The organism is Streptomyces sp. NPDC044704 (assembly GCF_056433525.1).
The window spans coordinates 903,592-920,842 of record NZ_JBWKGY010000001.1 but is presented as its reverse complement, the minus strand read 5'-3'; the positions used below and the strand labels follow the sequence as shown (position 1 = coordinate 920,842).

Genomic DNA, 17,251 nt, shown 5'->3' with positions numbered 1-17,251 from the left:
GCGATCGCCACTCGCTACGACAAAACCCGCGAGTCCTACCAGGCAGCCGTCACCATCGCATCCCTGTTCCTCTGGCTAAAGCCCCTTTGAAGACAGTGCCTAGAGCTCTCCCACTGTTCACTAGGGCGGGGTTCTCTACAGGGTCCGGACGGGTGTGCAGTGGCGGGATCTACCGGAGCGATTCGGGCCGTGGGAGACCGTCTATGAGCGGCATCAAAGCTGGTCAGCGGATGGAACGTGGACGATGCTGCCGCCGCGGATCCAGGCGGCCGAGGATCCCGCGGCCCAGATCGACTGTGACGTGTCGGCGGACTCGACGGCAGTGCAGGCCCACCAACACGCCGCCCGGCGCGTGGAAGGCGCCTACACCCACCTCTGCACCGTCACTCCTCGCAGCCCTCGCCACATGGCTCCGCACATGATCCGAGAAGCCGCGACCGTGCCTTCACCGAGTCCCGAGGGCACGGCTACCGCTGGATCGACATCAAGAGGTTCCGGCTACCCGTTGAAGTACCCGGCGATCTCGACGCAATCGCCGCCTTGATCGCCAGTGTCCAGTTCCGCGACGACTACGCGGGCGGCGGTATCGACCCGGACGGCACCCGCCATGGCCCGCACTGGACGCACAAGATCACCGTCGACGCCTACCGGGTCACCACCCGGGACGACGCGACAAGAACCCTCCAGGCCTGGGCCGGCCGACACGGTCCGCTTCCCAGCTCCCTGGAGGACGTTCTGGCACGTGAAGTGCACCCCGCGCTCCGGGCGGCGACCAGCTGCTACGAGCTCCCGAATCTCGGCGCCGAGGCGTTCCACGACTGGGGAGGGGTGCACATCGACTTCCACGAGTTTGTTGCCATTGACCGCCGGGGCTCGTCCCTTACCCTGATCGTCGCCGCCGACGACTAACACTCCGCGCCGCGAAACTGCGCCGGCTCTGGCTCCGGTGCCGACAGCACCGGGGCACCGGGCACCGGAGCCACAGACCCGAGCTGCACCGGCGAAGTCCAAGCCGATGCCCCCAGGCGCCACCTGTTGCCCCTCCCACCCCTTATCGTCAATCAGACGACAATAGGGTAAGGTCGGGAACATGACCGATTCGACGAACGAAGCAGACGCCCAACTCGCCACGCGCGCGGCCGAACTGGCGAGCGGCTGGGTGTCGGCGGACATCCCCCTGACGGAGAGCCAGGGATGGAAACTGGTCGGCCTCCAGCACCCGGGCTCCGGGCACATGGAGATGTACGTGTGGGACGACGTACTGGCATGGGAGCGCGAACTGGCCACCGTCCTGGCCGCCGACGACGGCACCCCGGAGAGCCGTGAACGCATCGCACGCGCCAGGGCCACGGCCGTGACGGCCCTGCGCGACATGCTGCTCAGCGGCATCCTCGCAGGGGAGCGCGTGAACCTCCGGCGCGGGGGCGAGGGCCCCGATCCCCGCGAGGAACTGCGCCACTTCGTCGCCACCCACGCATAGCCCCTCAGAACCAGGAGACACTCGCATGTCCATGTCCCCCGATCGGGAAGACCGCTGGTGGAATGCCGCGCCGGCGCGGAACGCCTTGGAGAAGATCGACTCTTCGATGGACGCCGGCGATCTGCTGGAGGACCGGCTCGGCGAGGACTGCGACCGGTGGCTGGTCGCCGTGGCGCTGATGGCCTCCGACTTCTCCGGCACCATGGCGGAACTGACCGACACCGCCTTGGAGGCCGCGCGCACCGGAGAGTGCCCCCCGCCCCCCGAGTGGACGGCCATCGGCGAGGCGCTGGAGCGGATGATCAGTTTCGCCCCCCGGCTGGCCGTGGACCCCATCGTCTGCTGGATGGGACCGGACGGCCGCCGCCTGCTCGCGGAGCAGACCACGTGGTACTCCGAACAGGCATGCGCCCTCATACGCCACGGCGACCTGGCGATACGCCGGGAGCTCGCGAAGGACCGCGAGCGGATGGACCAAGGAGGCCCGTATCCCCCCGCTCCGGACCAGATGATCATCACAGCACTCCTGGAACTGGACGACCCGGAGACAAACCTGTTCCTCCTGCACGACGACAGGCTCACCCACCCCGACACGTTCGACGTCCTGACGGGCCGCCCCTTCGGGGCCGGCCGGACAGAGCCCGTACCGCGCCTGCCCGAGACGCTGGCGATGGCCGGGCGCATCGCGGAACTCGTCAGCCCCCGGGAACGGGCCCGCCGCTTCGACGCCTCCGAGCCCGAACACATCATGCTGGCCCTGCACGCGGTCAACGACGACGGCACGGCCGTGCTCGACTTCTACGAGCAGTGTGTGTCCGGGCTGTTGCTGGCCCGCGCCGGCCGCACCGACCTGCTCGCCGAGGCTCTGACCCTGGTCCCGCTGCTGCCCTGGGCGAGGGAGTCGTACACCCGGGCCCTGGCCGACCCGGAGGGCCCGGTGGAGTCGCTGGAGCGGGACGTCGTACTCACCCAGCACATCGACGGCTTCTACGAAGTGGCACTCGACCGGCGCACCCGCCGTAATTTCTACGGGGGCTCCGTCCGGCGCGACCGTCCGAGCCGCCTCCTCGCCCACAGCCACGCCCGGGCCGAGGACCCGTGGTATCCCCTCGACTGGGACGTCGCCCGCACCCGGGCGGCCGACCCCGCGAAATGGAACCCCCGTGGGCTTCCCGCATACGACCTCCGCGCACTCGTGCAGTCCGCCGACTGCCCACCTGACCTGGTGCGCCGGCTGACCCATGAGGAGACCGCCGACGAGTACAGCTTCCTCCACCTCTTCCAGAACCGGTCCGAAGGCCTCGACCTGCTCCGCTCCCTGCGCCTCACCACCGACTCGGGCCCCATCGCCCTGTGGGCCGCCACACCCGACGGCGAGGACTGGCGTCCCGAGATCACGATCGCGGACGTCGTGCAGCTCGCCCACCCCGCCCACGCCCTCACGGACTGGTGGACCGGACGGGCCCTGTGGCCGTTCCCCAGCTACGTGGAAGAGGCCGCCACGACCGCGCTGGAGACACTCCTCGCCGACCTCTCCCCCGAGCAGCGGACGGCCCTGACCGAACGGCTGCCCACCTTCGAGGGCACCCTGCCGGAACTCCTCGACGCGCTGCCACCCGCCACCCCGGCCCCGCAGATGGCCGGCCGTGACCGTCCATGACCGGCGATGTGCTGACGGACAACAATCCCAAAGCACCGTTTGTCCACCCGCAGTGGCGGCTTCGTGGGCGTTCAGATGGGCGACGGAGCGATGGTCGTGGCGACGGACCGCTTGCGGAGTCCTTCTGCCTGGTGCGCCATTTCCGCAGACGTGCCGACCAGGCCGACTCTCCTCGGGCTGGCGGCCGCCAGCTGGGTATCGGCGGGTGACAGCTGGTGTACCTCGCGCAAGGCTCGCAGCACGGGGGAGGACGCTGGTCTCCTCGGTCGCCAGGCGAAACCCTGCGGGCCCGCAATCGGTCGGCGGCGCCTGCACAACCTCTTCGGGAGCTGGGCCCGCGCCCAGCCACGCAGCATGCGTTGAGGACGGCCCGCCCACCACGAGCAAAGCGCCGGCCCGCAGCAGGCCCCCGGTCGCGATTCGGCGGCGGCCGGGCAGCGCCCACCAGCCCGCCTGCTGCCGACGGGCGGGCACGACCACTCGGTCGTGGCGGCCGGGCTCTACACGGTGCCCGCCAGGGGCGGTCACGGACGGAAAGCGGGCCCGGTCAGAACACGTCGGTAGTCCACAGGACGTACATCTCCTCTGCTATGTCCAGGGCTTCCTTCACTCCCTGATGCCACGCGCGTTGCGCGGTGTCGTCCGGGACGGCGCGAAGGGCGGTGAGCACATCGGCCTGCATCCATGCTCCGCCCCAGTCGCCCAGCCCGGTCTGCCCCGTCTTGACCGGTTGCGGACTTGAGGGGATGTCGTAGCCCTCGCTCCGGAGAATCCCCAGAGCGGTACTGCGTTGATGCCTCATCAGGTGCCGTGGGGAGAAGATTCCGAAATGATCCCGGCGGATTGCGTTCCCGTCCAGGTAGGCCCCCCACGCCGCCTCCGCTGTGGGCTGGTCGCACCAGTCGACCACAGGGATCTCCATGAAAGGCCGCGCGGCCGACGGGCTGACAGTCGTTGCGCGCACCTCCGGCGGCGCGGAATCCACCACGACGAAAGTCAGCTGATGACCCGGGACAGGCAGCTTGATGGTCTGTCCCGTCCCACTCACCCAGCTGGTCGTCATTCCCGCGGCGATCCGGACGGTGTACTCGCCATCGTCAAGTCCCTGATGCCCACGGAACACAGCGCCGTCGAGATTCTCGGTCGGCCCGCCGTTCCGCTCGAAGAATTTCCGGATCGGAGGACCCCCGGTCGCGGAAACAATGTCGAAGTCGTAGTCGTCCAGAGTGCCGCTCCAGTCTCGACCGAGTGCGTAGGCGGAATACCGACAGGCAACACCGTCCCTCACCACATACGTTCTGCGGGTCAGCGCGCAGGTAACGAACTTGCGACCCTCAGACGTAGAAACCCTCACCTTCAGACGCGTCTGCATCAGGTCCGTGCCATCCCCAGACACCGTCTCCACCCAGTCGGTGCGGATCCACTCGTCGGCCATGCTGCTCCCCCTACCCCACCGCAAACGCGAGGTGGCCAGGATAGAACGCCCGCCGCGGTGCGGCGGCCGGCACCTCTCCCGGCACGGCCAACAGGCCCCTGCCCGCCACGGTCAGCCGGCACAGTGCCGCGCCGAACACACCGTCTGTCAGGGTGGCGAGAGCGTCGGCTTTCGTGACCCAGGGGACAACCGGGCCTCGTCTGACGTGTCCTGGGTGGGCGTCAGGCCTGGGTCATCGAGCCGAAGCGCCCGCGTGCGCCGCCGGAACGGATGAACACGAACAGCCGGAACACGCTCTCCCGCTTCGCGGGGACCACGATCTCGTCGTGGGCCGGCAGCCATGCCAGCCCAGCAGCCCGGTCAAACTCCGGGTGCACGCCGGTACCACCGACCTGGGCGGGGAATGGGGGTGCTGCCGGGTTGACCGACTGCGGGAGGGGGCACAACGGCCCGGCAGGCAGGGCCCGACAGCGACAACAGACCCCGGAGCGCACGCTGACCTCGATGAGCACCGAGCGCACAGCCCTTCGTTCTCAGTCCGTCGTCGCCGCGACTCGCCAGGTTCCCCGAAGCCCGTCAGACAGCTCAGCCACATCGCGCGCGAGAGGACACGGTAGTCACCCAGCCAAGGGCCTGAGCGACTCGTGCGTCCATGAGAGCGGCGCCATTGGCAGAGCGGCTGCAGGGCCTTGGCGTAGTTCGATAGGCCGGTCGGGCTACTTCGGCTCGACGGGCACGGGGGCCGGCCGGAAGTGACACTGTTGGCGATAGTGGAGGACCGAGTTTTGCCCTGGTGGTCGACGTCGGAATTGACGAGGACTGCGAGCGGGGCCTTCACCGCTGGGAGTTGGGCGGCTTTCGGGCCCTACTGTCGCGAACAGCACCGGGCGAAGACGGCTCCCGATGCTACGACGAGAGCTACTTACGCGTCGGGGTGCTCTGGCAGGGCGAGCCAGTCCGACCAGGAGACCTCTCGGCCGAGGAAGCGCGGCTGCTCGAACGGCCAGTCGGCGGCGATCCACTGCGGCACCAGCCCGTCGAGGGCCTGCTCGACCTCGCTGCCCACCAGCTCGTCCACCACCCACCAGGAGATCTCGGCGTCCGCGCCGGCCCTCTCCGGTGGGTCGATGTAGACGCAGCCGAGCAGAGCTGTCTCCTCAGCGTCGAACAGCGCGTAGTTGAAAGACTGGTGTGCGGCGATCTCCTTCTCATGCCGCAACAGGTCGGCCTGGTCGGCCTCGTAGGTCATGGTGGCCGCGGGCCAGCCCCAGGCTGGGCCGTAGATGGTCCACAGCCGCTCACGCGAACCCATCACGGCCGGGTAGTCGAGCGGGGTGTCCGTCTCCCGGATCGGCCGCAGGTGATGATCACTGCCCGGCAGCGGTATCAGGACGGGATGGACGAAGTGTGCGGGGAGCCAGCTCATGGCGCCCGACCGTAGCAGCGCGCGGCCGTCCGCTCCCCTGGATTTTCCTCGTATACCGCCAGGCCCTGCCCTCATGCCGGGCAATGCCCGCGATCACCCGATCGTGACTCCCCTTCGATCGACAGACTCCGTGATCGGTATCGAAACGGCCTCAAACCTCGACGCCGACGGGCGACGGGCGACGGGCGACGGGCGACGGGCGACGGGCGACGGGCGACGGGCGACGGGCGGATCGTACTGGGCGTGGACGTGAGCAACTGGCTCCGCCCTGACCTCCCACCAGCGACTACAGGCTGTTCTGCCACGTCTATGGGCGTGGTGCCGGATAGACGAACCAGTTCATCCCGCACATACCCAACTCTGGCTCACCCTGCCCCTCACGGAAGACCTCCGACGGCCTGGGAACGACGAACCGAACCCCGCCACCGAAGGGCTGTCCCGTAACTGAGCCTTGGCACGGGAGTGGTCGGCTGAGATCGGATCCTGGGTCCCACCCTTTGGAAGGCGCCGACCTCGGTTCAGCCCTGTGAGCACACGACACAGCAGCGGATGGCAGGTTTCGTCATCCCGGCAACGTGTGGTTTCACCCGCCTGGAGAGATGAGCAGGGCCCCTGTTATCGTGCGCCGATGTCAATGATCAAGCAGTTCCAAGTGACCTTCGACTGCGCGGAGCCTGCGCGCCTCGCCGCCTTCTGGTGCGAGGTGCTGGGGTACGTCGTACCGACAGTCCCGGAGGGCTTTGCCACGTGGGAGGAGTACCACCAGTCGCTGCCGCCTGAGGACGAGGTCTACTTCGCGTGCGCTGATCCCTCGGGTGTGGGCCCACGCGTGCTCTTCCAGCGAGTTCCCGAAGGCAAGGTCGTCAAGAACCGGGTGCATCTTGATGTGCGGGTCGGCACAGGGCTCGTGGGTGACGAGCGGCTGGCCACACTCGAGGCCGAATGCGCACGGCTGATGGCGCTCGGCGCGAAACACGTGCTGACGCAGCGCGCCGATGGCGTCAACGAGTCGTGCATCACGATGCAGGACATCGAGGGCAACGAGTTCTGCCTCGACTGATTCTCCTCCGAGACTGCGAGGGGGGAACCGTCTCCCGGGGACCTCTCAGGTCTCGTTTGCGGCGGAAGCCATCCCGTGAGAGCGAGGTTGTGCAGTCGGGCGATGCCCAGCTTGGCGTGTCGGACCCCGTCGCCCTTGAGACGGCAGTCGCGGAGGATCTTCCAGATCTTCATGCGGGCGAAGACGTGCTCGACGCGGGGGCCCGTACCTGTTTGTGCGGGCGTTTGTGCTCGCGCTTCCAGCCCGGCAACTCTTCGCCTGGGCTGCGGCGGTGGTGCATGAGGAGGGCGGTGCCGGGATAGCCGCCGTCGGCCATCGTGAGGGTCCTGCCCAAGGCGGCCTTCGCGCCAGACTCCTCCCGTGCCCGGCAGTCGTCGCGATTGCCGGGCAAGGGCTCACCGGCCACAACGACCAGGCGGGTATCCGCGTCAATGACGACCTGGTGGTTGGTGGAGTACCGATAGTTCCAGCAGCACCGGTCCTCCAGCGGCAGGCCCCACGGCCGCGCCTGGCCAGAGAGTTGACTCCCTCGCGGCGAAACGCGGGCACCAACTTCCGAGAACGCGCATATGACTGACGAACTGGTGAGGTTCCTTGAGGCGCGGCTGGATGAGGAGGCCGACTTGGCCCGGCGCTGCGACGGTGACGGTTGCGGGGAGTGGTCCGCCCAGAGACACACTGTCGACTTCTGCCAGGTTGACCTCCCCGGGTTCCATCCCACGATTGCGCTGCATGTGGCTCTGCACGCCCCGGCCCGCGTCCTGCGCGAGGTCGAGGCCAAGCGGCGCATCCTGGCACGTCACGCCCGTGATCCCTGGCCGTACCACGACTTGCGTGACCTTGCTTCGCCCTACATGGACCACCCTGACTTCCCCGCCCGGGCGTTGAGGAGCGCAGCTGACAGGCAGAGCACCCGACTCGCCTGAACCGAGCCCCGCTTCCTCAAGATGCGCAGCTTGGCACCAGGGTGGTGGGAGGCGAGGACGTCCGCAACGGCCGACCGACGGCGACTGCGAAAATCGCTGTTCGATCACCGGAGCACGGTGATAGACATCCGGCGTGGAAAAGAATCTTGAGTTCCCTGACCTGTTGCGACTGATCGATGAACGGTCGACCGCCTTCCGCGCCGTGGTCGCCGCCGCGCCCGGTCTCGATGCGCAGGTGCCGACCTGCCCCGGGTGGACGCTGTTCGATCTGGTGAAGCACCTGGGTGGGGGAGACCGTTTCTGGGCCGCCATCGTCGGCGCGGGGTCTGCCGACGCTCCCCCGGCCGAGGCCGTCGCCGCGCGTGCCGCGCTGGAAGTGCCGCAGGAGCGTGAGGCCCTGCTGGCCTGGCTGGACGCATCGACGCAGCTTCTGGTGGGCGCCCTGCGCGCGGCGGGACCGGAGAGCGGTTGCTGGACGTGGTGGCCCGCGTCGCAGTCACCGCAGACCGCCGGCGGTGTCGCCCGGCACCGGGTCCAGGAGACCGCGGTGCACACCTACGACGCCCAGCTCGCCGCAGGCGCCCCTCAGCCGCTGCCGATCGAGCTGGCACTCGACGGTGTGGAGGAGTTCCTGTTCACCGTCTGCGCCACGCCGAGTGCCTGGCCGCACCAGCCCACGGCCTTCGACTTCCACTCCTTCGAGGGCCGCTCCTGGCGCCTCACCGTCGACGGCGACGGCGCACGCACCACCCGCATCCCCGCGCCTACTGCCGCGACCGGCGAGTACTCGGACTCAGCCGGCGCCTCCGTCCATGGCACGGCCAGTGAGTTGGTCCTCTACCTGTACGACCGGATCCAGGCCGATTCAATGCACGTTGACGGAGACGCAGGGCTGCTCGACCTGCTCCGCGCCTGGGAGCCGGAGGAGAAGTAGGACGTAGCGGGGGCGGTCGGCCGCGCCTGGAGCCGGAGCCGGAGCCGGTAAGACACGACTCTCGGAGCCGGGCGAGGGCGTGATCGACTCGCAGTCGGTCACGCGGACGCGGTCGTCGGCTCTGGCAGCTGCGGCTTCGACGGCGGCAAGCTGATCAACGGCCGCAAGCGGCACGTCTTGGTCGACACCCTTGACCTGCTGCTGGCGGTGATGGTCACCGCAGCGGATGTGGGCGACCGCGCCGCGGCCCAGGTCCTGCTCACCCAGGTCACTGCCGCGCGCCACTTGCTGGCCCTGGTCTGGGCCGACGGCGGATCCACCGGCAGCCTCGTCGAGTACTGCCTCGCGGCCCTCGCCCTGCTCCTCCCCATCGTCAAACGCAGCGACGAAATGCGCGGCTTCGTCGTCTGCCCGAGCGGTCGATCGTCGAGCGGTTTTTCGCCCAACTGCTGCGAAGTCGCCGTCTCGTGCGCGACTTCGAGCGTTCCATCGCTGGCGCGGAGGCGATGGTCTACTGGTCGATGACTGTGCTCATGACCCACCGCGTTGCCCGGCTGCGTACTTCGCGAGCGTGCAGCGGCCAGGTGCCGGCTCGATCAGGCAGCCGCGCGCGCCGTCAGCCGCTTGGCCTTCGATAGCAGTGCCTCCACCTTTCCCGGTACGGGTTCCAGGCCGAAGCAGGCGGCCATCTCCTGGCACGTCAGCGCTCCTTGACCACTGTTGTCGGCTTCGCCGCCTCCGCCGGTTCGGGCCGTGCCGACCGGTCAAGCGCCGTCTGTGAGCGGAGCTACGCGCTGGGCTGGCCCACCCTTGTCGGCGGTTACATGAAAATGATCAGCACGGTACGTGCGAACGTGAACAGCTCCGCCATGTCGAAGCACGACCGGACCGACGGCCACGAGGTCCTGGTTCCAAAGTCGCTGTCGAGGTAGGCCCATCAGCCGATGTCCGCCCCGCCCACCGATGTGATCATGAGGGCTGTCCGATCGAGCTGAGGAGAAAATCATGCAGGTGGAGCAGGTGGACTGGGTTGAAGTCCCCGCCGGGTGGCTGCGTCGGGGTACGCCGATTGACGAGGTGGCGGAGGTGGCCCGCCGCTATGCCGACACCGGGGTGCCGGTGGAGTGGTACCAAAAGGAAGCCCCGCGCGCAGAGGTCCACCTCCCGGCATTTCGGATCGCCCGTACCCAGGTCACGGTCGGCCAGTGGGCACTCTTCGCGGCAGCCACCGGCAGGCCGATCCCGCAGGCGCCTGCGGACCATCCGGTCATCGGGGTCACCTGGGACGCCGCGACGGCCTACTGCCAGTGGCTCGGGGAACAGCTCGGCGGCCTTGAGGTGCGGCTGCCCACGGAGGACGAGTGGGAGCGCGCTGCCCGTGGCGACGACGGCCGGGAGTTCCCGTGGGGTGCGCAGTACCGCACCGGCCTGGCCAATCTGGTGGACCTGGGCATCGGCACCACGGTGCCGGTCGGCTCATTCCCCGAAGGCGCCAGCCCTTTCGGGGTATTGGACATGGCCGGCAACGCCGACGAGTGGACCTCCACCCTCTACGCCCCCTACCCGGGTGCTCCCACCGAGGTGCCGGACACCGAGGACTGGGCATTCGATCCGCACGTCACTCGAGGCGGGGCGTTCCGCCACGACCGGGACTTGGCCCGGTGTGCCCGTCGCCATGGTGCGTACGAGCAAGACCTGGCGGCGATAGGTGTGGGCTTTCGCCTGGCGGCACCGACCGAGTAGAACGGCACGCCGTACACGCGAGCACCGCATGACGTGCGGCAGCTCCTGAAACCGTACGCCCAGCCCAGCCCGCCCCGTCTCCCGGCCCCCACGGGAGGCCGGACCGCCGAGGGGCTGCCGGGTGTCTGGGGGCATCGTAGGGGACCGTCCGGCCGATCAGGCCTCGGCGACGATGCCGGCTTCCCAGGCGAGGACCGCGGCCTGGATCCGATACTCCAGCCCGAGTCGTCGGAGCAGGCGCGAGACGTGTGCCTTCACCGTGGTGATGGACAGGTGGCACTCATCGGTGATCCGCTGGTTGGTGTGCCCGCCACCGATGAGGGCCAGCATCTGCCGCTCCGTGTCCGTGAGGTTGCCGATCATCTGCAGCACGTCAGGAGAGCCCGCGGACGGACAGCCCCGAGTCAGCGTGCGCATGATCTTCGGGTCGAGGACGTTGCCGCCGGCCGCCACGATCCGCACCGCGTGAGCCAGTTCGTCAGGTCTGCAGTCATGCACGACGAAGCCCGAGGCTCCGGCGCGGAGCACGTCGAGGACCCTCCCGTCCGGGCTGGAGGAGGTCACCGCAAGGACCCTAGGCGGGAAGCCAAGCCCCAACAGTTGGCGGGTGGCCTCGACAGCACCCTGGCCGGGAAGGGACAGATTCATGATCACGACATCGGGCCGATACTCCTTGGCTGCCTTGACGGCCTGCACAGCATCAGCCGCTTCACCCACGACCACCATGTCACCGCTGGCCTCCAGTACCGGATGCAGGCTGGACCGGTCATGGCTTTCGACGATCAAGACGCGACTCACACGCTTTCCTTCCGTCCCGGCGCTGCGACGCCGCTGCGAGCTGGCGCCGTGACCAGTACCCCCCGCGGCACCCGGCGTACCCGGCCTGGACGGACTGCACACCCACGGCCCAACCGACTCGCTCAGCCCAGCGACAGGCAATGGCGTAAAGGCACAGCTGCCCGATCCGGCCCCCTGTGCACAGCAGATTCCCGGAGGACCGGTCACAACAGTGCGGGCCGTCACCGACGGCCCGCGCCGGGGACCACCGGTCAGCGGACGATCTTGACGCCGAAGCGTCCGCCGAGGGCCAGTCCGAGAGCGGTGTGGAAGTGGGCGTACATCTCCAGGCCGCGGGCCGCCGCCAGCGGTCCGAGGTCGATGATGTCGGTCCAGCCATAGGCGTTGAGGAGTTCGCGGGCGGCCGCCTTGGCCTCGTCATGGTCTCCGGCGAGGAACATGGTGTGGTCTCCGCCGCCGAACTCGGCGGGGTTGACGACGGTTTCCTGCTCCTGGGTGACGAAGGTCTTGACGACCTTGGTGTCGGGCAGGGCGCGCTGGATCTGTTCGGCCAGGCTATCGGTGTCGACGGGGTCCAGGCGCGGCATTTCGCCCCAGGGGGTGGGCCACGGGTACGGGGCGTCGCCGGGCTGCTGGTAGACGTACGGGACCGCGTAGTCGATCAGGACCTTGCCCGCCAGCGCGGTGGCGGGCAGGGCGGCCAGGGCGGCGACCGCGTTCACGCCGTCGATGCCGTTGATGACCAGCTCACCCGCCTCGGCGGCCTCGGCGAAGCTGGCCAGGGTCAGTCCGGGGTGAGTGGCATGGAAGGCGGCGAAGGGTGCGGTGCCCATCATGTCGGGCTCGGTCCGGGCCAGGGTGGCCTCGGGGTCGCGGGTACCGATGACGACCTGGTGGCCGAGACTGGACAGGCGCGCCGCGTGCTGACGGGCGCCGGCGCCGGTACCAAGAATCGCGATCTTCACAGTGCTGCTCCTGAGGTGGGGGATCCTGCTTGACGACAGACGGCCCGATGGCCGCAATAGCGACATTAGGACCCTTTGAGGACACAGAGTGTCCTCAAAGGAGCGCCCACTCCCCCGGACTCTGACCGGCGGCGTCCCGGGTGCGGCGGGCGGCGGTGCGCTGCTCCTCCCGGACGGCTTCGTCTGCGTCCAGGCACCTGACCACCTTCGGCATCGACATCGCGGCGAGCCCGCGCGACGGCATCCAGGCCCCTGTCGAGATCCGTCGTCGGCTCCTCAAGGGAGCTCCCGACTGGGGCGGGGAGGAGGTGCTGGAGACCGTGTTCCGGCAGGTTGTGGCCGACCGCTCGCCATGGCGGAGACGGCGCACGGGCTCATTGACCGGTGCGGACCTCGTCGATGCGCCGCGCCAGGGCTTGCGTCTCCGCGATCAGCCGCGCTTGCGCCTTCTTCTGCTCCTCATCGCCCTGGGCCTTGAACGCCACGCTGAAGTGGGGTTGAAGCTGGGTCCACCAGCCGTAGTCCAGCATCGCCCACGCCTGTGGGCAGAGGGGGGCGCGGGTTTTGGGGAGGTAGCCGCTGTCGACCAGGGACTTCTGGTACTTCTTCGGGTCGCTGCCCTCCAGGTAGCACAGGAAGTTGAAGGCGCGCTGCTGGGTGACGGGGTGGTCGCTCGACATGCCCTCCAGGGTCGGCGTGCCTTCCTTGCGTGCGATCTCGTCGAAGAGGATCGCGGCGGCCAGCGACGGGCCCGGCCCGACCTCGTTGACGGTGTAGAAGGACGCGAAGCCGTCCGCCGCGTCCTCTTCGAGACCGAGGTTGGCCAGGAGGAGCTGGCGTTGCAGGGCGTGGCCCATCTCGTGGCCGAAGATGAATTCGGTCGACAGCACGGTCAGGTCGTCGGTGTTGTACTCGGACGCGGGGAACGGGGCGGGCCGTTCGACGGTCTTCACGACATCGGCGAGGGCCTTCTCGATTTCGGTCAGGAACGGTGGCGGGACGAAGATCGTCCTGCCGTCGGGCTGGGTGACGGCGTCGGTGACGCCGGGCGGCACGTCGGCGGTGACCTTCACGACCATGTCGTGCGGGAGGGCGAGCGATCTGTTCACCCAGTCGGCCGTACGCTCCAGCACACGGGACTGCCGGATCAGCTCCACGGCCTGCCGGTCCTCCGGTTTGACCGTTTGGGCCTCGTAGACGACGGTGACCCTGCCGGAACGCGCCGCCTCGGGGCGAGGCCCCGCTCCGGGCCCCCGCCCGGCGTCGCGGGCCTCGCCGCCGCACCCGGCCGAGACGACCCCGGCGAGGACCAGCACGCCTGACAGAACGATGCGCGCCCGTTTCGGGCGACCGGCGGTGTTCGGCATCCTTGGTCGGCTCCTGTCGCGTGTTCCCGCACTGATCCTCCGCCCGTCCGGCGGCGGGCGCCCGTCGAGCCGCCCGTACGGGGACCGTCCCGCACGGTGTCGGCGAAGACGAGGATCCGAACATGCAGGCCGGCCGCCCGGACGGCTTCCACTCCGTCGGGCCACGGTCCACCGCGCCGGCGGGGCCGCGAGCGCGGCCCCGCAGCCGCTTTCCGTGCCCCGGCTCTCTCCGGGCGCTCGACGCGGGACCGGCGTTAAATGGACGTATGCGACGTATCAGCAAGCGGAGGGGGCTGACCGTGGTCGGCGGGCTCGCCCTGGCGGCCGGGGCCGTCGCCGCCGCACCGTCGCCCACCCCTACCCCCGGTGGCTTCGACGTGGCGCGGGCCCTGGACACGCTGGACGCGCAGGTACAGGACGGCATGCGGCGCACCGGGGTGCCCGGCGTCTCCCTGGCCGTGGTTCACGACGACAAGGTCGTCTACCTCAAAGGCTTCGGTGTCCGCAGCACCGATGCACCGGGCGACACGGTCGGCCCGGACACCGTCTTCCAGCTCGCCTCGGTCTCCAAGCCGGTGGCCTCCACCGTGCTGGCCCAGGCCGTCGGCGCCGACGGCTTCGACGCCCCGCTCAAGGGCATCACCCTCAAGGACCCCTGGGTCAGCTCGCACGTCACCGCGGCCGACCTGCTCTCGCACCGTTCGGGCCTGCCGGACCACTCGGGTGACCTCCTGGAGGACCTGGGCTACGACCAGGCGTACATCCTGTCGCACCTGCGCTACGAGCCCCTCAGCCCGTTCCGCACCAGCTACGCGTACACCAACTTCGGCTTCACCGCGGCCGCCGAAGCCGTCGCCAAGGCCAAGGGCGTGGCTTGGGACAAGCTCTCCGAAGACCTGCTGTACAAGCCCGCCGGGATGACGCACACCAGCTCCCGCTTCAGCGATTACGAGAAGGCCGCCGACCGCGCCCTCACCCACGTCAAGGCCGACGACGGCACCTGGAAGCCGCGCTACGTACGCGACGCCGACGCGCAGACCGCGGCCGGCGGCGTCAGCTCCAACGCCCGGGACATGGCGCGCTGGCTACGCCTCCAGCTGGGCGGCGGAAAGATCGACGGCAAGCAGGTCGTCAACGGCGCCGGCCTGGCCGAGACCCACCTCCCGCACAGCATCAGCCAGCCGCCCGCCGGACCGAACGCCCAGCCCGGGTTCTACGGCCTGGGCTGGAACGTGCGCTACGACGACCACGGCCGCCTACGCCTGAGCCACTCCGGCGCCTTCGCACTCGGCGCCAACACCAACGTCACCTTGGTCCCCGCCGAGAAGCTCGCCATCGTGGTGCTCACCAACGGCGCCCCCACGGGTCTCCCCGACTCCGTCGCCCTCAATTTCTTCGACACCGCCGAGTTCGGCAAGCCCAGCCGGGACTGGCTGCCCGTGGTGGGCGAGGCCTACAAGCAGCAGCTCGGCGAGGGCCGCTCGAAGACGGACTTCGCCAAGCCGCCGGCGGACCCGAAGCCGGCCCGCTCGGACAGCGCGTACACGGGTACGTACACCAACCCGTTCTACGGGAAGGCCACCGTCACAGCCGGCCCGGGCGGCGGGCTGGTGCTGCACCTGGGACCGAAGCCGATGGCTTTCCCCCTCAGCCACTACGACGGGGACACCTTCAGCTTCGAGACCGTCGGCGAGAACGCCATCGGCCGCACCGAAGTGACCTTCACCGACGGCAGGATGCGGGTGGAGTACCTGGACGCCAACGGCCTCGGCACCTTCGAGAAGAGCAGCTAGTGCCGTCGAGGACTGTGCCGCATCGTCTCACCCAAGAACTTCACCCACGGGGCCCACGGCGCATCGGCCGGTTGCCGCCTTCCTCTCACTGATCGTATCCGGCAGACTACGCACCGATGATGCTGGAGGAGGGGGCCGCCGTGGGCAAGCATGGTGACGGCAAGGAAGGCACCGAGGGAGACAAGCAGCAGTCTCCGAAGGAATCGGACGGCCAGTGGACGAAACCGGTGTCCGACCCGCCGAAGAAGAAGTGACCGGTGGCCTCGCCTGACGGGCTCGCCCGCATCCTGGAGGCCAAGGGCTCTCTCCCCGAGGAGTGGGCGCAGACGGTGCGGGAGGTGGCGCGCGAGCTGTTCGTGCCCGACCTGATCGAGGTGGGCGACGTCAAGGTCTCCCGGTCCGCGGATCCCGCCGGATGGGCTGCCACCGTCTACGACGACGTGCCGGTCACCACGCAGGTCAACGACGGGAATCCCGTGACGGAGGGCGCCTACCGGCTGCCGACCTCTTCCAGCTCGATGCCCACCGTCATGCTGGAGATGCTCGCCCTGCTCGACGCCAGGCCCGGACAGCACGTCCTGGAAGCCGGTACCGGAACCGGCTACAACGCGGCCTGGCTTTCCCACCGTCTGGGGGCGGAGCACGTCACGTCGGTGGACATCGACGCCTCGCTCGTCGCCCAGGCCGCGAAAAACCTGGCCGCCGCCGGCTACACACCTCACCTGGCCGTGGGTGACGCGGGCCTGGGCTGGCTGGCCCGGGCGCCCTACGACCGTCTGATCGCCACCTACACCGTGCCTGAGATCCCCTACGCCTGGGTCGAGCAGACACCGGCGGGACGCATCGTGGCCCCGTGGGGCGGAAGTTTCTTCTCGCACTCCTACGCCGTCCTGGACGTTGCCGACGGACGCGCGACAGGCCGCTTCACCGGCTGGCCGGCCTTCATGCGCACCCGCGTCAACCGCCCGCACCGCGGATACCTCGCCGACTTCTACCACCGCGAGGACACCGGAACCCCCAGCCGGACCGGTCTCTCCCCCCGCGCTCTTGTCTCCGAGGCCGACGCCCTGTTCTTCATCGGGCTGGCCCTGCCGGACGCCTGGTACCTCCTGGCCGAAGCCCAGGACAACAGCGGGGAAGCCACCTTGTGGATCCTCGCCGACGACCGCAGTTCCTGGGCGGCGATCGAATACCGGCCCGGTGCCACCAGTTACGAAGTCGACCAGTTCGGCCCCCGCAGACTGTGGGACGAAGCCGAGAGCGCCTACCAGTGGTGGACCAGGCTCCAGCGCCCCGCCCGGGACCGGGCAGGCATCACGGTCGATCACACGGGCCAGCGCCTGTGGCTCGACGACCAGGCCAACGCCATCGCCGTCCCCCCGCCCTCCCCCGCATTCTCATAGCCCCTCGGCGCTGGACCCGAGCAGCGGGTGGCGCAAGCGGTCGCTGGTGAGGGCGTGCCAGGTACGCCGGAGCGTTCCCCGGGCACATGCGCGTGGGCGACGCCAGGCACGAGACCAGGGCCAGGGCGCCTACGCGAGCAAGGCTGGGCGGTCCGGACAGCCGGACGCGACCGCTGGCGCCCCGTTGATCACGAAGGTCTCATACACACCAGCGGGGCTCTCGAACACGGTAGCCGCCGAGCCTGTTGATCACCCGGCAGA

Annotated in this window: 17 protein-coding genes and 4 pseudogenes; 12 read left to right on the top strand and 9 right to left on the bottom strand. The window is 69.2% G+C overall.

The window, feature by feature from the left end; translation table 11 throughout:
- Positions 1-127 precede the first annotated feature (127 nt).
- The 4 genes and pseudogenes from AC07B0_RS04315 to AC07B0_RS04300 all read left to right on the top strand — a co-directional run.
- Positions 128-242 (top strand): annotated as a pseudogene (locus AC07B0_RS04315) (transposase); the annotation flags it as partial.
- Between the two features lie 298 nt (positions 243-540).
- Complete coding sequence (locus AC07B0_RS04310; RefSeq protein ID WP_469382388.1) at positions 541-909, top strand: hypothetical protein; 369 nt, start codon at positions 541-543, stop codon at positions 907-909.
- A 181-nt stretch (positions 910-1,090) separates the two neighbouring features.
- The gene (locus tag AC07B0_RS04305; RefSeq protein WP_469382387.1) at positions 1,091-1,480 is read left to right on the top strand and encodes a hypothetical protein; all 390 of its coding nucleotides are present in this window, start codon (positions 1,091-1,093) and stop codon (positions 1,478-1,480) included.
- A gap of 25 nt (positions 1,481-1,505) precedes the next feature.
- Positions 1,506-3,140, top strand: coding sequence for a hypothetical protein (locus AC07B0_RS04300; RefSeq protein WP_478896678.1), 1,635 nt, complete (start codon positions 1,506-1,508; stop codon positions 3,138-3,140).
- A 547-nt stretch (positions 3,141-3,687) separates the two neighbouring features.
- Here AC07B0_RS04300 and AC07B0_RS04295 read toward each other — a convergent pair.
- The 3 genes from AC07B0_RS04295 to AC07B0_RS04285 all read right to left on the bottom strand — a co-directional run bounded on the left by AC07B0_RS04295 (position 3,688) and on the right by AC07B0_RS04285 (position 6,001).
- Positions 3,688-4,575, bottom strand: coding sequence for a hypothetical protein (locus AC07B0_RS04295; RefSeq protein WP_478896676.1), 888 nt, complete (start codon positions 4,573-4,575; stop codon positions 3,688-3,690).
- Between the two features lie 221 nt (positions 4,576-4,796).
- Positions 4,797-4,952 carry a hypothetical protein gene (locus tag AC07B0_RS04290; RefSeq protein WP_478896674.1) on the bottom strand — a complete coding sequence of 52 codons (156 nt, stop codon included), beginning with the start codon at positions 4,950-4,952 and terminating at the stop codon, positions 4,797-4,799.
- A gap of 545 nt (positions 4,953-5,497) precedes the next feature.
- Positions 5,498-6,001: a GNAT family N-acetyltransferase gene (locus tag AC07B0_RS04285; protein ID WP_469382383.1), complete on the bottom strand. Its 504-nt coding sequence runs from the start codon at positions 5,999-6,001 to the stop codon at positions 5,498-5,500.
- A 628-nt stretch (positions 6,002-6,629) separates the two neighbouring features.
- Between AC07B0_RS04285 and AC07B0_RS04280 the strand changes: the two genes are divergently transcribed.
- Positions 6,630-7,061, top strand: a complete 432-nt coding sequence (locus AC07B0_RS04280) for a VOC family protein (RefSeq protein ID WP_469382382.1) — start codon at positions 6,630-6,632, stop codon at positions 7,059-7,061.
- Between the two features lie 71 nt (positions 7,062-7,132).
- Here the strand turns inward: AC07B0_RS04280 and AC07B0_RS04275 are convergent.
- Positions 7,133-7,527, bottom strand: a pseudogene (locus tag AC07B0_RS04275) (transposase); the annotation flags it as partial.
- A gap of 103 nt (positions 7,528-7,630) precedes the next feature.
- On the opposite strand from AC07B0_RS04275, the gene AC07B0_RS04270 reads away from it, so the two are divergent.
- From AC07B0_RS04270 to AC07B0_RS04260, 3 genes and pseudogenes are all read left to right on the top strand, one after another.
- Complete coding sequence (locus tag AC07B0_RS04270) at positions 7,631-7,987, top strand: DUF6221 family protein (RefSeq protein ID WP_478896671.1); 357 nt, start codon at positions 7,631-7,633, stop codon at positions 7,985-7,987.
- A gap of 133 nt (positions 7,988-8,120) precedes the next feature.
- Positions 8,121-8,921: a maleylpyruvate isomerase family mycothiol-dependent enzyme gene (locus tag AC07B0_RS04265; RefSeq protein WP_478896669.1), complete on the top strand. Its 801-nt coding sequence runs from the start codon at positions 8,121-8,123 to the stop codon at positions 8,919-8,921.
- A 144-nt stretch (positions 8,922-9,065) separates the two neighbouring features.
- Positions 9,066-9,446 (top strand): annotated as a pseudogene (locus AC07B0_RS04260) (transposase); the annotation flags it as partial.
- 6 nt (positions 9,447-9,452) lie between these two features.
- Here the strand turns inward: AC07B0_RS04260 and AC07B0_RS04255 are convergent.
- Positions 9,453-9,637 (bottom strand): annotated as a pseudogene (locus AC07B0_RS04255) (hypothetical protein); the annotation flags it as partial.
- A gap of 289 nt (positions 9,638-9,926) precedes the next feature.
- Here AC07B0_RS04255 and AC07B0_RS04250 point away from each other — a divergent pair.
- Positions 9,927-10,664, top strand: a complete 738-nt coding sequence (locus AC07B0_RS04250) for a formylglycine-generating enzyme family protein (RefSeq protein ID WP_478896667.1) — start codon at positions 9,927-9,929, stop codon at positions 10,662-10,664.
- Between the two features lie 156 nt (positions 10,665-10,820).
- Here the strand turns inward: AC07B0_RS04250 and AC07B0_RS04245 are convergent, their stop codons facing one another.
- From AC07B0_RS04245 to AC07B0_RS04230, 4 genes are all read right to left on the bottom strand, one after another.
- A complete protein-coding gene (locus tag AC07B0_RS04245) occupies positions 10,821-11,462 on the bottom strand; it encodes a response regulator (protein WP_478896665.1) in 642 nt (213 codons plus the stop codon).
- A 251-nt stretch (positions 11,463-11,713) separates the two neighbouring features.
- Positions 11,714-12,427 (bottom strand): NADPH-dependent F420 reductase, encoded by a 714-nt coding sequence (locus AC07B0_RS04240; RefSeq protein WP_478896663.1) that lies wholly within the window; start codon positions 12,425-12,427, stop codon positions 11,714-11,716.
- A gap of 94 nt (positions 12,428-12,521) precedes the next feature.
- Positions 12,522-12,671 carry a hypothetical protein gene (locus AC07B0_RS04235; protein WP_478896661.1) on the bottom strand — a complete coding sequence of 50 codons (150 nt, stop codon included), beginning with the start codon at positions 12,669-12,671 and terminating at the stop codon, positions 12,522-12,524.
- A gap of 130 nt (positions 12,672-12,801) precedes the next feature.
- Entirely contained in the window at positions 12,802-13,794 is a 993-nt protein-coding gene (locus tag AC07B0_RS04230; RefSeq protein ID WP_478896659.1) for a DUF4344 domain-containing metallopeptidase, read from the bottom strand.
- Between the two features lie 266 nt (positions 13,795-14,060).
- Between AC07B0_RS04230 and AC07B0_RS04225 the strand changes: the two genes are divergently transcribed.
- The 3 genes from AC07B0_RS04225 to AC07B0_RS04215 all read left to right on the top strand — a co-directional run bounded on the left by AC07B0_RS04225 (position 14,061) and on the right by AC07B0_RS04215 (position 16,990).
- Positions 14,061-15,587, top strand: coding sequence for a serine hydrolase (locus AC07B0_RS04225; RefSeq protein ID WP_478896657.1), 1,527 nt, complete (start codon positions 14,061-14,063; stop codon positions 15,585-15,587).
- A gap of 116 nt (positions 15,588-15,703) precedes the next feature.
- A complete protein-coding gene (locus AC07B0_RS04220; RefSeq protein ID WP_478896656.1) occupies positions 15,704-15,841 on the top strand; it encodes a hypothetical protein in 138 nt (45 codons plus the stop codon).
- A 3-nt stretch (positions 15,842-15,844) separates the two neighbouring features.
- Positions 15,845-16,990 carry a methyltransferase domain-containing protein gene (locus AC07B0_RS04215; protein WP_478896654.1) on the top strand — a complete coding sequence of 382 codons (1,146 nt, stop codon included), beginning with the start codon at positions 15,845-15,847 and terminating at the stop codon, positions 16,988-16,990.
- Positions 16,991-17,251 lie beyond the last annotated feature (261 nt).